This is a genomic window from Streptomyces sp. NPDC005004, from assembly GCF_053600675.1.
The window spans coordinates 304970-317804 of sequence record NZ_JBSGAH010000002.1; the positions used below are offsets into that span (position 1 = coordinate 304970).

General features: G+C 72.5%; 15 protein-coding genes. 8 read left to right on the forward strand and 7 right to left on the reverse strand.

Going from position 1 to position 12835, the window contains the following annotated elements:
• Positions 1 to 229: 229 nt before the first annotated feature.
• On the forward strand, positions 230 to 568 hold the full coding sequence (gene wblA / locus ACWEEU_RS03805) for a transcriptional regulator WblA (protein ID WP_018547931.1): 339 nt from the start codon (positions 230 to 232) through the stop codon (positions 566 to 568).
• A gap of 541 nt (positions 569 to 1109) precedes the next feature.
• On the opposite strand, the gene ACWEEU_RS03810 is transcribed toward wblA, so the two are convergent.
• The gene (locus ACWEEU_RS03810) at positions 1110 to 2477 is read right to left on the reverse strand and encodes an ArsA family ATPase (protein WP_451728100.1); all 1368 of its coding nucleotides are present in this window, start codon (positions 2475 to 2477) and stop codon (positions 1110 to 1112) included.
• The gene (locus tag ACWEEU_RS03815; protein ID WP_451728103.1) at positions 2474 to 3451 is read right to left on the reverse strand and encodes an ArsA family ATPase; all 978 of its coding nucleotides are present in this window, start codon (positions 3449 to 3451) and stop codon (positions 2474 to 2476) included. Before ACWEEU_RS03815 ends, ACWEEU_RS03810 begins: the two co-directional genes overlap by 4 nt.
• 72 nt (positions 3452 to 3523) lie before the next feature.
• Between ACWEEU_RS03815 and ACWEEU_RS03820 the strand changes: the two genes are divergently transcribed.
• From ACWEEU_RS03820 to ACWEEU_RS03835, 4 genes are all read left to right on the forward strand, one after another.
• Positions 3524 to 3682 (forward strand): DUF4177 domain-containing protein, encoded by a 159-nt coding sequence (locus ACWEEU_RS03820; protein WP_018547934.1) that lies wholly within the window; start codon positions 3524 to 3526, stop codon positions 3680 to 3682.
• A complete protein-coding gene (locus ACWEEU_RS03825) occupies positions 3679 to 4143 on the forward strand; it encodes a RidA family protein (protein ID WP_385746728.1) in 465 nt (154 codons plus the stop codon). The genes ACWEEU_RS03820 and ACWEEU_RS03825 overlap by 4 nt, the downstream gene beginning before the upstream one ends.
• A gap of 121 nt (positions 4144 to 4264) precedes the next feature.
• Complete coding sequence (locus ACWEEU_RS03830; protein WP_451728108.1) at positions 4265 to 5140, forward strand: NUDIX hydrolase; 876 nt, start codon at positions 4265 to 4267, stop codon at positions 5138 to 5140.
• Positions 5137 to 5967, forward strand: a complete 831-nt coding sequence (locus ACWEEU_RS03835) for an MBL fold metallo-hydrolase (RefSeq protein ID WP_451728111.1) — start codon at positions 5137 to 5139, stop codon at positions 5965 to 5967. Before ACWEEU_RS03830 ends, ACWEEU_RS03835 begins: the two co-directional genes overlap by 4 nt.
• A 44-nt stretch (positions 5968 to 6011) precedes the next feature.
• Here ACWEEU_RS03835 and ACWEEU_RS03840 read toward each other — a convergent pair whose 3' ends face one another.
• Together ACWEEU_RS03840 and ACWEEU_RS03845 are read right to left on the reverse strand one after the other, a co-directional pair.
• Positions 6012 to 6854 (reverse strand): nucleotidyltransferase domain-containing protein, encoded by an 843-nt coding sequence (locus ACWEEU_RS03840; protein ID WP_451728114.1) that lies wholly within the window; start codon positions 6852 to 6854, stop codon positions 6012 to 6014.
• Between the two features lie 164 nt (positions 6855 to 7018).
• Positions 7019 to 7693: a Crp/Fnr family transcriptional regulator gene (locus ACWEEU_RS03845; protein WP_018547939.1), complete on the reverse strand. Its 675-nt coding sequence runs from the start codon at positions 7691 to 7693 to the stop codon at positions 7019 to 7021.
• Positions 7694 to 7968: 275 nt separating this feature from the next.
• Here ACWEEU_RS03845 and nth point away from each other — a divergent pair, with 275 nt between their 5' ends.
• The 3 genes from nth (at position 7969) to ACWEEU_RS03860 (ending at position 10912) form a co-directional block, all read left to right on the forward strand.
• A complete protein-coding gene (nth, locus tag ACWEEU_RS03850; protein ID WP_451728331.1) occupies positions 7969 to 8847 on the forward strand; it encodes an endonuclease III in 879 nt (292 codons plus the stop codon).
• A 49-nt stretch (positions 8848 to 8896) separates the two neighbouring features.
• On the forward strand, positions 8897 to 9592 hold the full coding sequence (locus tag ACWEEU_RS03855) for an NUDIX hydrolase (protein WP_451728118.1): 696 nt from the start codon (positions 8897 to 8899) through the stop codon (positions 9590 to 9592).
• Between the two features lie 120 nt (positions 9593 to 9712).
• A complete protein-coding gene (locus ACWEEU_RS03860) occupies positions 9713 to 10912 on the forward strand; it encodes a MarP family serine protease (RefSeq protein WP_451728121.1) in 1200 nt (399 codons plus the stop codon).
• A gap of 93 nt (positions 10913 to 11005) precedes the next feature.
• Here ACWEEU_RS03860 and ACWEEU_RS03865 read toward each other — a convergent pair whose 3' ends face one another.
• The 3 genes from ACWEEU_RS03865 to ACWEEU_RS03875 form a co-directional block, all read right to left on the reverse strand.
• A complete protein-coding gene (locus tag ACWEEU_RS03865) occupies positions 11006 to 11185 on the reverse strand; it encodes a hypothetical protein (RefSeq protein ID WP_385746743.1) in 180 nt (59 codons plus the stop codon).
• Between the two features lie 139 nt (positions 11186 to 11324).
• The gene (locus ACWEEU_RS03870) at positions 11325 to 12260 is read right to left on the reverse strand and encodes an alpha/beta fold hydrolase (protein WP_385746745.1); all 936 of its coding nucleotides are present in this window, start codon (positions 12258 to 12260) and stop codon (positions 11325 to 11327) included.
• Positions 12257 to 12760: a phage holin family protein gene (locus ACWEEU_RS03875; protein ID WP_385746748.1), complete on the reverse strand. Its 504-nt coding sequence runs from the start codon at positions 12758 to 12760 to the stop codon at positions 12257 to 12259. The genes ACWEEU_RS03870 and ACWEEU_RS03875 overlap by 4 nt, the downstream gene beginning before the upstream one ends.
• Between the last annotated feature and the right edge of the window lie 75 nt (positions 12761 to 12835).

The following is a 12835-nucleotide window of genomic DNA, read 5'->3' on the forward strand; positions in this document are numbered from 1 at the left end:
CCCTTGTGGCGCACCACAACCGTCCCGCTTCGCCGGGATGATCACGCATGTCGTCAGCTCACTCCTCCGGGTGATCTGCCGCTTACCCATAGTCCGTTCGGGCCATTCAAGATTGGGCCCGAAGGGGGTGTTGCGCTGTCCGCGCCTTCCGTAACGTCCTCAACTGGCGGCGGTGAATATGCCGCTGCCGCCGTGGGGGAGCCTCGATTCGGGAGAGGACGGCGCCGGTATGGGCTGGGTTACCGACTGGAGTGCGCAGGCCGCCTGCCGCACTACCGATCCGGATGAACTGTTCGTTCAGGGAGCAGCGCAGAACAGGGCGAAAGCGGTGTGCACCGGGTGCCCGGTGCGGACGGAGTGCCTGGCGGACGCGCTGGACAACCGCGTGGAGTTCGGTGTGTGGGGAGGCATGACGGAGCGCGAGCGCCGCGCTTTGCTGCGCCGGCGCCCCACCGTCACCTCCTGGCGACGCCTGCTGGAGACCGCTCGTTCGGAGTACGAGCGCGGCGCGGGAATCGTGCCCCTCGACAACGACGAGGTGTACGAGAACTACGCGGCGGTGAGCTGAGGGCTTGCCTCCGGCATAGGCCGGAGGGGCATGTGCGGGGCGCTCCGCGGGGGTTCGCCCGGGGACATCCTTGCCGTGAGTGCGCTGGGCACGGGTGATCCGGCCGGAGTGCCGCGGTGGCAGGCGTGTGACTGCGGGGCCTGGAGGGTCCGCAGCCGAAGGTGAGGCGGCTGCTTCCCTTGCGTCCCGCGGGTGTTGGGCGGTCGCCGGGTTCCATGGTGCCTCCGCTGCTCGTACCCGTGTGGGGTCGCGAGCGTCTGCGGCGCCGGAAGCGTGGCTGCCGCACCGTGGGCGGTCGCCGTGGCCCGCATACGGCTGGGGCCGCCGTGCGTGCCGTGGGATGCGACGTGATCGGTGGCGTCGGGCTGTGGCCGGTGTCCTGCGGGGCGTGCGCCCGCGACCGGGATGCCGTCGGCACCGTCCCGGTGCCGACGTGCCGATACCGCCGTGCCGCGCCGAGGGGCCGTCACGGCCTACGCCGGTCGCCTCGTCCGCCCGGGGCGCGGGCCCTGTGTCGGCAGCCCGCCCGGCCAGGGCCCCGTCAGCTCAGTTCCGTGCGGCCCTCGGAGAGACGGTCTCCGATGTCGCGCAGGCCCGCCAGGTCGTGTACGTCGCCGGGGAGGGCCGGGACCTCGACGAGCGCCACCTCGGGGTGGCGGGAGACGAAGCGGTCCCGGGTGCGCTGCTCGCGTGCGAGCAACTGCATCCGGTCGGCGTGCAGCCTGAGCAGGCCCGCCGTCAGCTCGTCGACGGACCGGTCCGGATCGGTGGCGGGGGAGCCTGCGCCGGGGGCCGGTTCCTCGGGAGCGGAGTCTGAACTTCCGTACATGTCGGGAGAGTTACGAGATCCAGCTTTCCCGTCCCCCTGATCGACAATGCGGTCCTCCGCAAGATTTTCCGCGGCCGCGAGCGCCCGCTCGGCGGACAGTCCTCCGGCCCCGCTCGCGTGCACGCGGTTGAGGACCAGTCCGACCAGCGGCATCTTCTCCGCCGCGAGGCGCTCCACGAAGTACGCCGCCTCGCGCAGCGCGTCCCGCTCCGGCGCGGCGACCACGAGGAACGCCGTACCGGGCGCCTGGAGGAGCTTGAACGTGGCGTCCGCGCGCGTACGGAACCCGCCGAAGGTGGTGTCCATCGCGGAGACGAAGGTCTGTACGTCCTTCAGGAGCTGACCGCCCAGCAGCTTGCCGAGCGTGCCGGTCATCATCGACATGCCGACGTTCAGGAAGGCCATCCCGGCGCGGCCGCCGAGCTTCGCCGGGGCGGTGAGGACCCGGATCAGCCGGCCGTCCAGGAACGAGCCGAGCCGCTTGGGCGCGTCCAGGAAGTCCAGCGCGTTGCGGGAGGGCGGGGTGTCGACGACGATCAGGTCCCACTCGTCCTTGGCGCGGAGCTGGCCGAGCTTCTCCATCGCCATGTACTCCTGCGTGCCCGCGAAACCTCCGGAGACCGTCTGGTAGAAGGGGTTCGCCAGGATCTGGGCGGCCCGCTCGGGGTCCGCGTGCGCCTCCACGACCTCGTCGAAGGTGCGCTTCATGTCGAGCATCATGGCGTGCAGTTCGCCGCCCGGGGTGTCGTCGGACCCGGCGTCCGGACGGCGGTCCTCGGTGCCCTTCACCCGGCGCGGCACGTTGTCCAGCGAGTCGATGCCCATGGACTGCGCCAGCCGCTTGGCCGGGTCGATGGTGAGGACGACCACCTTGCGGCCCCGCTCGGCCGCGCGCAGCGCGAGCGCCGCCGCCGTGGTGGTCTTGCCGACGCCGCCGGAGCCGCAGCACACCACGATCCGGGTCCCGGGGTCGTCCAGGAGGGCGTCCACGTCGAGCGTGCGGGCGGGGGACAGACCGGGGCGCTCGCCGTCCTCGGCGGGCGCTCCGGCGGCTTTGGGCCGTGCCGGGTCCACACTCATGACAACCCCTGCTTCCGCAGCTCGGTGGCGAGTTCGTACAGGCCCGCGAGGTCCATGCCCTCGGCGAACAGCGGCAGTTCGCGCATCGGCAGGCCCAGTTCGGCGAGGACCGCGCGCTGCTCCTGCTCCAGCGCGTACCGCTCGGCGTACTCGGCGGCCTGGTTCAGCAGCGGGTCGACCAGCCGCTCGGCGCCTCCGCCCCGGCGGGCGCCGCCGAGCCCGGCCGCGGACAGCGCGCGGGCGACGGCGGCGTGCGGGACCGTCCGGGCCAGTTCCAGGTCGGACGCGTCCAGCACCTCGGGGCGCACCATGTTGACGATGATCTCGCCCACCGGGAGCCCCGCCGCGCGGAGTTCGGCGATGCCGTCGGCGGTCTCCTGGACCGGCATCTCCTCCAGCAGCGTCACCAGATGCACGGCCGTCTCGGGCGACTTGAGCACCCGCATCACGGCCTGCGCCTGATTGTGTATCGGCCCGATCTTGGCGAGGCCCGCCATCTCGTCGTTGACGTTGAGGAAGCGGGTGATGCGACCGGTCGGGGGTGCGTCCATCACGACGTGGTCGTAGAGGAACGCGCCGCTCTTGTCCTTGCGGCGCACCGCCTCGCACGCCTTGCCGGTCAGCAGGACGTCTCTGAGACCGGGCGCGATGGTGGTCGCGAAGTCTATGGCGCCCAGTTTTCGCAGGGCGCGGCCCGCGCCGCCGAGTTTGTAGAACATCTGGAGATAGTCCAGAAGGGCCTGTTCGGGATCGATGGCGAGTGCGTACACCTCCCCGCCCCCGGGAGCGACGGCGATCTTCCGCTCCTCGTAGGGCAGCGCTTCGGTCTCGAAGAGCTGTGCGATGCCTTGCCGGCCCTCGACCTCCACGAGAAGCGTCCGCTTCCCCTCGGTCGCGAGGGCCAGCGCGAGGGCGGCGGCGACCGTCGTCTTTCCGGTCCCGCCCTTGCCGCTGACGACCTGGAGCCTGCTCACGTCTTCGAGACTAACCAGTCTGGGCCACAGTCACGCGGGAGGCTGTGGATAACAGCGACTACAGTCGGCCCCATGACCAAGTGGGAATACTCGACCGTGCCGCTGCTCGTCCACGCCACGAAGCAGATTCTGGACAACTGGGGCGAGGACGGCTGGGAGCTGGTCCAGGTCGTTCCCGGGCCCAACCCGGAGCAGCTCGTGGCCTACCTGAAGCGGGAGAAGCAGGCGTGAGCGCGGTGGACGCCCGGCTGGCCGAACTGGGGCTGACCCTGCCCGAGGTCGTGCCGCCGCTGGCCGCCTACCAGCCGGCCGTGCTGTCCGGTTCGTACGTCTACACCGCGGGCCAGCTCCCGATGGTGGACGGGCAGCTCCCGGTCACCGGCAAGGTGGGCGCCGAGGTCACCGCGGAGGAGGCCAAGGACCTCGCCCGCACCTGCGCGCTGAACGCGCTGGCCGCCGTGAAGTCCGTCGTGGGTGATCTGGATCGCGTCGCCCGCGTGGTGAAGGTCACGGGCTTCGTGGCCTCCGCGTCCGACTTCACCGGCCAGCCCGGCGTGCTCAACGGCGCCAGCGAACTGCTCGGCGAGGTCCTCGGCGACCGGGGCGTGCACGCCCGCAGCGCGGTGGGCGTCGCGGTGCTGCCGCTGGACGCGCCGGTGGAGGTCGAGATCCAGGTGGAGCTGCTTCCGTAGGCCAGGCGGAGCCGCCTCCCCGGCCCAGGTGGGGGCCCCTTGCGTGACCCCCACGTCAAACCTCCCGCACGACCCCCGGCCACCTCTCGAACATTCGCTCTGTCCGGGATAGCCTCCGGCCATGGCGAACGGTCAGTGGTACCCCCCGGAGTGGCCGGACCGCATCCGCGCGCTCGCGGACGGCACGCTCACTCCCGTGGCGCCCAGGCGCGCGGCGACCGTCCTGCTGCTGCGGGACACGCCGGCCGGGCCGGCCGTGCACATGCTGCGCAGACGCGCCTCCATGGCTTTCGCCGGAGGCGCGTACGCGTATCCGGGCGGTGGGGTCGACCCGCGCGACGACGACCGTGAGATCGGCTGGGCGGGCCCCTCGCGCGCCTGGTGGGCCGACCGGCTCGGGGTGGACGAGAACGGCGCGCAGGCCGTCGTCTGCGCGGCCGTGCGGGAGACGTTCGAGGAGGCGGGCGTCCTGCTCGCCGGAAGCGGCCCCGACGCGGTCGTGGGCGACACCAGCGGCGACGACTGGGAGGCCGACCGCGCCGCCCTGATCGCCCACGAGCTGTCCTTCGCGGAGTTCCTGGACCGCAGGGGTCTGGTGCTGCGCTCCGACCTGCTCGGCGCCTGGACCCGCTGGATCACCCCGGAGTTCGAGACCCGCCGTTACGACACCTGGTTCTTCGTCGCCGTCCTCCCCGAGGGCCAGCGCACCCGCGAGACCTCGGGCGAGGCCGACCGCACGGTCTGGACCCGCCCCGGGGACGCCGCCGCCGGATACGACCGGGGCGAGCTGCTGATGATGCCGCCCACCATCGCCACCCTGCGCCAGTTGCTCCCGTACGGCACCGCCGCCGAGGCGCTCGCGGCCGCGCCGGAGCGGGACATGTCCCCGGTGCTGGCGCGCGCCCGGCTGCGGGACGGCGAGGTCGTGCTGAGCTGGCCCGGGCACGACGAGTTCACCAAACACGTCCCGGCGGTCCCCGGCGGAGGTGCGGCATGACCGACGCCGCCGTACTGCCCGGACAGCCCCGCGACGTGGTCCGCTCGGGCCCCGCGACCGAACGGGCCGTCAACGTCCTCGCGCCGAACGCCTCCGCGATGACCCTGGACGGCACCAACACCTGGATCGTCGCCGAGCCCGACTCGGGGCTGGCTGTGGTCATAGACCCCGGTCCCCTGGACGAGGGCCATCTGCGCGCGGTCGTGGACGCGGCGGGACAGGCCGGGCGCCGCATAGCCCTCACCCTGCTCACCCATGGCCACGCCGACCACGCCGAGGGCGCCGCCCGCTTCGCGGAACTGACCGGCACGCGCGTGCGTGCCCTCGACCCGGCGCTGCGCCTGGGCGACGAGGGCCTGGCCGCCGGGGACGTGATCACCACCGGCGGCCTCGAACTGCGGGTCGTACCGACCCCCGGGCACACCGCCGACTCGCTGAGCTTCCATCTCCCGGCCGACCGCGCGGTGCTGACCGGCGACACGATCCTCGGACGCGGCACGACCATGGTGGCGCACCCCGACGGCCGTCTGGGGGAGTACCTGGCCTCGCTGCGCCGGCTGCGCTCGCTCACCGTGGACGACGGCGTGCACACCGTCCTGCCGGGCCACGGTCCGGTCCTGGAGGACGCCCAGGGCGCCGTGGAGTTCTATCTCGCCCACCGCGCCCACCGGCTCGCCCAGGTCGAGACGGCCGTGGAGAACGGTCACCGCACCGCGCCCGCGATAGTCGCCCACGTCTACGCCGACGTGGACCCCTCCCTGTGGCCCGCGGCCGAACTGTCCGTCCGCGCCCAGTTGGACTATCTGGGTGAGCACGGGCTGATCTGAGCGCCCTGTCCCGACCGAGGGCCGGTCCAGGACCTGAGCCCCGCTCAGGGCGTCGTCTCCTCCTCGCGGAGGACCTTCTCGCCGTGCACGCGCGCGTACTCGGCGGCGAGCCAGGGGCCGAGGTCGTCCACGTACAGCCGCAGCACCCCCGCGTCCCCGGCGGGCTCCCGGCCGTAGCGCGCCGCCACACGCATCGGCGCGGCCCGCTGCGGGTGGTACGCCCCGAAGACCTCCGCCATCTCGTTCAGGTCGCTCGTCCAGCCCTGCCAGCGGGGCATGACGAGGGTGAAGCCGGTGCGCACGAGGTGGCGGGACATGAAGCGCACCAGCGGTCTGCGGGCCTCCTCGGTGTCCGGCGCGCCCGCGATCCGGGTCCGCCAGCGGGGCAGCAGCCGGGCGAGGTCGCCGTTGGTCTCGCGGGCGAGCAGGGAGGTCGGACGGTAGCGGGGGAGGAGGGCGGCCAGGTCGTCCCCGAGGAGCGGGGTGCACAGGCAGGACAGGAACCAGCCCAGGTCGTGCCGCTCACGCTCGCTCAGCAGCCGCTCCCGGCCGTACAACAGGGTGCCCACGCCGTCGATCACGCCGTACTCGCGGTCCAGGGAGGCCGAGAGGGCGTCCGCCAGGGTCCGGTCGGCCTCGGTCGGCTCGGTGCGCAGCGCGATCAGCAGGTCCAGGTCGCTGCGGCCCTCCCGCGCGGTGCCGCGCGGGATCGAGCCGTAGAGGTAGGCGCTGTCCAGCCGGTCGCCCCAGGCGGCCACGACGCGCTCGCGCGTGGCGGCCACGACCGGGCGGAAGGCGGGCTGCACCCGCGCGAGGGAGCCCTCGCGCGCGATGAACCCGTCGGGGTCCAGTCCGTGCGGGGCGGGAAGGCGCTGAGGCTCGGGCATACCCGCACTCTGCCCCGCCGGGGCACCTGCGATCAGCCGAATTACGGCGAATACGACGGGCCGCTCCGGGCGAGGCCGTCGACAGGGTCACAGGCAGGGGCCCCGCGCCCACGGGAAAGGGCCCCGCCGTCCGGCAGGGCCCTTGTCACCGCGCGTGTGGTGGGTCAGCGCGAGCGCTTCGCCAGGCGTTCCACGTCCAGCAGGATCACCGCGCGCGCCTCCAGGCGCAGCCAGCCGCGCTGGGCGAAGTCGGCCAGCGCCTTGTTCACGGTCTCGCGGGAGGCGCCGACCAACTGGGCCAGCTCTTCCTGCGTGAGGTCGTGGACGACGTGGATGCCTTCCTCGGACTGCACGCCGAAGCGGCGGGAGAGGTCGAGCAGGGCGCGCGCGACACGGCCCGGAACGTCGGAGAAGACCAGGTCCGACATGGCGTCGTTGGTCTTGCGCAGCCGGCGGGCGACCGCGCGCAGCAGGGCGGTGGCCACCTCAGGGCGCGCGTTCAGCCAGGGCTGGAGGTCGCCGTGGCCGAGGCCGAGCAGCTTGACCTCGGTCAGCGCGGTGGCGGTCGCCGTGCGCGGGCCGGGGTCGAACAGCGACAGCTCGCCGATCAGCTCACCGGGGCCGACGACGGCCAGCATGTTCTCCCGCCCGTCGGGGGAGGTGCGGTGAAGCTTGACCTTGCCCTCCGTGACGACGTAGAGCCGGTCACCGGGGTCCCCCTCGTGGAACAGGGAGTCTCCACGGGCGAGGGTCACCTCACTCATGGAGGCGCGAAGCTCCGCGGACTGCTCGTCGTCGAGAGCCGCGAAGAGCGGGTTGCGCCGCAGAACGTCGTCCACGAGTTCTCTCCTTGTCGACCTGCTCAGGGGATGGTTCTCCCCCACGTGCCAGGGGACCGTGCTCCCCATTTTGCCGGACCGTCCAAACAGTGTGATCTGTCACAAGGATGCCGCACACGTGTCCCAACGTGAGCGGCAGGGGTCCAATCGGGGGCTGATCCTCCGGGTCCGGGGCGGATGACGGTGCCGGGCTTTAGGCTGGCCGGGTGTCCAAACAGCCGGTGAGAGCACAGGCCGAGGGGGCTGAACGGGTGACGGTGCGCCGCGATTCCGCCGTGGGCGAACAGGGTTCCGATGGAAGTGGCAAAAAGGTGAAAACCGTAAAAAAGGCTGCGGCGGCGAAGAAGGCCGGCTCCCGCGTCCCCGGAACGTCCGGCACCGGCGAGTCCCGCACCGCCCTGGTCCGCCGCGCCCGCCGGATCAACCGCGAGCTGGCCGAGGTCTACCCCTACGCCCACCCCGAGCTGGACTTCGAGAACCCCTTCCAGCTCCTGGTCGCCACGGTCCTGTCGGCCCAGACCACCGACCTGCGCGTGAACCAGACGACTCCGGCGCTCTTCGCCAAGTACCCCACCCCCGAGGACCTCGCGGCCGCCGACCCGCAGGAGGTCGAGGAGATCCTGCGGCCCTGCGGCTTCTTCCGGGCCAAGACGCGCTCGGTCATAGGGCTCTCCAAGGCCCTCGTGGAGGACTTCGGCGGCGAGGTGCCCGGCAGGTTCGAGGACCTGGTCAAGCTGCCCGGAGTCGGCCGCAAGACCGCCTTCGTGGTCCTCGGCAACGCCTTCGGGCGGCCCGGGATCACCGTGGACACCCACTTCCAGCGGCTGGTCAGGCGCTGGAAGTGGACCGAGGAGACCGAGCCCGAGAAGATCGAGGCGGCCGTCGCGGAGCTGTTCCCCAAGAAGGACTGGACCGACCTGTCCCACCACGTCATCTGGCACGGCCGCCGCATCTGCCACGCCCGCAGGCCCGCCTGCGGCGCCTGCCCCATCGCCCCGCTCTGCCCCTCGTACGGCGAGGGCGAGACGGACCCGGAGAAGGCGAGGAAGCTCCTCAAGTACGAGAAGGGCGGCTTCCCCGGCCAGCGGCTGAACCCGCCGCAGGCGTACCTGGACGCGGGCGGCATCCCGGCCCCGCCGCTGGGGGCCGGATGACGGCAGGGGCACGAGGAGCACGGACGACGGCGACGGCGAGGGGGCGGGCATGACGTACACGCGGGACACGCACGAGGGGCCGGTGGCGCTGCGCCGGGAAGGTCTGCCGGACTGGCTGGAGCCGGTGGCACGCGCCGCCGAGACGGTCCAGCCGCTCCAGCTCAGCCGCTTCCTGCCGCCGGAGAACGGCTCGGGCCGCCAGTCGGCGGTGCTGATCCTCTTCGGCGAGGGCGAGCGCGGCCCCGAACTGCTGCTCATGGAGCGCGCCGGTTCGCTGCGCTCGCACGCCGGCCAGCCGTCCTTCCCCGGCGGCGCGCTCGACCCGGTGGACGGCGACCCGAAGACCGACGGGCCGCTGCGGGCCGCGCTGCGCGAGGCCGAGGAGGAGACCGGGCTCGACCCGGCGGGCGTGCAGCTCTTCGGCGTGCTGCCCGCGCTCTACATCCCGGTCAGCGAGTTCGTCGTCACGCCCGTGCTCGGCTGGTGGCGCAAGCCCAGCCCGGTCGGCGTCGTCGACCCCAACGAGACCGCGCGGGTCTTCACCGTGCCCGTGGCGGATCTCACGGACCCCGCCAACCGTGCCACGGCCATCCACCCCAGCGGCCACCGCGGCCCGGCGTTCCTGGTCGAATCGGCCCTGGTGTGGGGATTCACCGCCGGAGTCATCGACCGGCTGCTGCACTACGCGGGCTGGGAGCTGCCCTGGGACAGGTCCCGGCAGGTCCCGCTCGACCGGCGGTCGTGACAGGGTGTCCGTGCGGTGTTTTCCCCGGGGGCACGACATCGGCGGACCTGCCGCCGCTCCCCGGGCCCCCGGCCGAGCCGCCGGGGCCGGAGCGAAAGTGATGGGGCGGGTCCAGAAGCGGTGAACGTGCTCGACATCCTCCTGCTGGCCGCGGCCGCCTGGTTCGCCGTCGTCGGCTACCGCCAGGGCTTCGTCGTCGGCATCCTGTCGGTGACCGGCTTCCTCGGCGGCGGTCTCGTCACCGTCTACGCGCTGCCGGTGATCTGGGACGCCCTGACCGGCGGCCGCAAGGTCGGCACCGCGATCGCCGTGGTGGCCGTGGTCGTCGTGATCGTCGTGGCCTCGGTCGGCCAGGCGCTGACCACGCACCTCGGCGGCAGACTGCGCCGCCACATCACGTGGTCACCGGCGCGTGCCCTGGACGCGACCGGCGGCGCGCTCGTCAACGTCGCCGCGATGCTGCTGGTCGCCTGGCTGCTCGGCTCCGCGCTCGCGCAGACCACGCTGCCGACGGTCGGCCGCGAGGTGCGCGACTCCCGGGTGCTGGTCGGCATGGACCAGATGCTGCCGGGTCAGGCCGACATCTGGTTCAAGGACTTCACCTCCGTCCTCGCCCAGAACGGCTTCCCGCAGGTCTTCAGCCCGTTCTCCAACGAGCCCATCAAGGAGGTCCAGCCACCCGACCCGGCCCTCGCGCGCGGCGCGGTCGCCGTGCGGGCCCAGCGCTCCATCGTCAAGGTCACGGGCACCGCGCACAGTTGCGGCAAGGTCCTGGAGGGCACCGGCTTCGTCTTCGGCGACCGCCGCGTGATGACCAACGCGCACGTGGTGGGCGGCGTCGAGGAACCCACCGTCCAGATAGGCGGCGAGGGCCGCAAGTACGACGCCAAGGTCGTGCTCTACGACTGGCGGCGCGACATCGCCGTCCTGGACGTGCCCGATCTGAAGGCGCCCGCGCTGCGGTTCTCCGCCCAGGACGCGGACGGCGGCAACGGCGCGATCGTGGCCGGGTTCCCGGAGAACGGCTCGTACGACGTGCGCGCGGCGCGCGTACGCGGGCGCATCACGGCCAACGGGCCGGACATCTACCACCGGGGCACCGTCGCCCGCGACGTGTACTCGCTCTACGCCACCGTCCGCCAGGGCAACTCCGGCGGCCCGCTGCTCACCCCCCAGGGGAAGGTGTACGGCGTGGTGTTCGCCAAGTCCCTGGACGACGCCCAGACCGGCTACGCCCTCACGGCCGACGAGATCCGCACCGACATCGCCAAGGGGCGCACCGCCGCCGAGCAGGTGGGCACGGACAACTGCGCCCTGTGAGGCCCGGGCTGTGAGGTCCGGGGGTGTGGGGCTCGGCGTGGGCCGGTGCGGCCGCCGTGACGGCTTCGGCGCGGTCCGGTGGCCGCGGCCGCGTCAGCCCCTCGGGTGACGCAGCCGTACCGAGACCCAGCGGGCCCTGCGGCGCAGAATGCGCGGAATCCCCACCCTCGGGTCCGCTTCCGCCAGTTGCGGTGTCCCTCGCCGCGCCGGACCGAGTCCGGCGAGAGAGCGGCGGTCGCGGGGTGCGTCACTGTAGTCGTGCGTCCAGCCCATACCCCGACGTGTGCCCCCGTCCCAAGGTCGATAACCGCTTCCGTGCCCACCGATCGGCCTATGCGTCAGGCATGTGGCCGTTCGGGGGACAAGTGTTCAGGAACGGTCGGGAAAAGGGGCACTCCGCGCGCCCGTACGGTCACCGGTCGGGTTCGGGGTCCTTCAGCCAGTTGATCAGCTCGGTGGAGAACGCCACCGGGTCCTCCTCGTGCGGGAAGTGCCCCAGACCGTCGAACAGCCGCCAGCGGTAGGGCGCTTCCACGTACTCGCCCGAACCGGCCGCGCTGCGCGTGCGCATGACGGGGTCGAGGGAACCGTGCAGATGCAGCGTCGGCACCCGTACCGGCCGCTTCATCCGGCGGTTGAACTGGATGCCGTCGGGTCGCGCCAGCGAGCGCACCAGCCAGCGGTACGGCTCGACCGAGCAGTGCGCGGTGGACGGGATGCACATGGCCCGCCGGTACGTCTCCACGTCCGCGTCCTCCGGCAGGCGCGGCCCGGACCAGTCCCGGATCAGCCGGCCCACCAGCGCCCCGTCGTCGGCGGTCAGCCGCCGCTCGGGGATCCACGGCCGCTGGAACCCCCAGATGTAGGAACTGGCCGCCGTCTGGCGGGCGTCCCGCAGCATCGCGGCCCGCCACCGTCTGGGGTGCGGCATCGACACCACGGCGAGCCGCCGCACCAGCTTGGGCCGCATCGCCGCGGCCGTCCACGCCAGATAGCCGCCCAGGTCGTGGCCGACCAGGGCGGCGTCGGGCTCGCCCAGCGAACGGATCACACCGGTCACGTCCAGCGCGAGGTTCGCGGGATCGTAGCCGCGCGGGGTGCGGTCGCTGCCGCCGACACCGCGCAGGTCCATGGCGACGGCGCGATAGCCCGCGGCGGCGAGCGCGGAGAGCTGATAGCGCCAGGTCCACCAGAACTGCGGGAAGCCGTGCAGCAGCATCACCAGGGGTCCGTCGCCGAGTTCGGCGATGTGGAAGCGTGCGCCGTTGGCGGCGACGTCCCGGTGGGTGACCTGTTCCCCGGAGGGGATGCCGATGCGTACGGCCGGGGCGGCGGCGGGTTCCGTCATGAGGACGAGCGTGCCACAGCCTTGCGCGCCCGCTCCCCCGGAGGCAGCGCGCGCGGGTGCTGCGGGCCGGTTCCGCGCGGGTGCGGCTTGGCGTTCTGGAGCACGCCCGCCGACTCCTTCATCGAAGCGGCCACCTTCTGCGGGCCCTTGCTCTTCTTGGTCTTCTTGGCGAGCATCAGGCCGGCGAGCGCGAGGAGCCCGGCGATCAGCACGTTGGCCGCGAAGGAGAGCAGGAAGCAGATCGCGAGATTCCAGTTGCTCCACGTGCGGATGCCGTACGCCAGCGCGAAGTTGAGCATCGGCAGGGAGAACAGCAGCAGCGCGCCCGCCACCGAGAACGAACCGCCGCTCATCGCACCGCGCTTGACGTCCTGCTTGAGCTGCGCCTTGGCCAGGGCGATCTCGTCGTGCACCAGCGCCGACAAGTCGGTCGACGCCGAGGCGAACAACTGGCCGATGCTGTGTTCGGCGCCGACCGGGCTGCCGTCGGGTGCGCTCATCGCGTTCTCCCTCTGAAGTGGTGCCGTCTTGGTGTACCGCTTGTTTTGTACCGTCTCGTCAGATCATGCCGGACG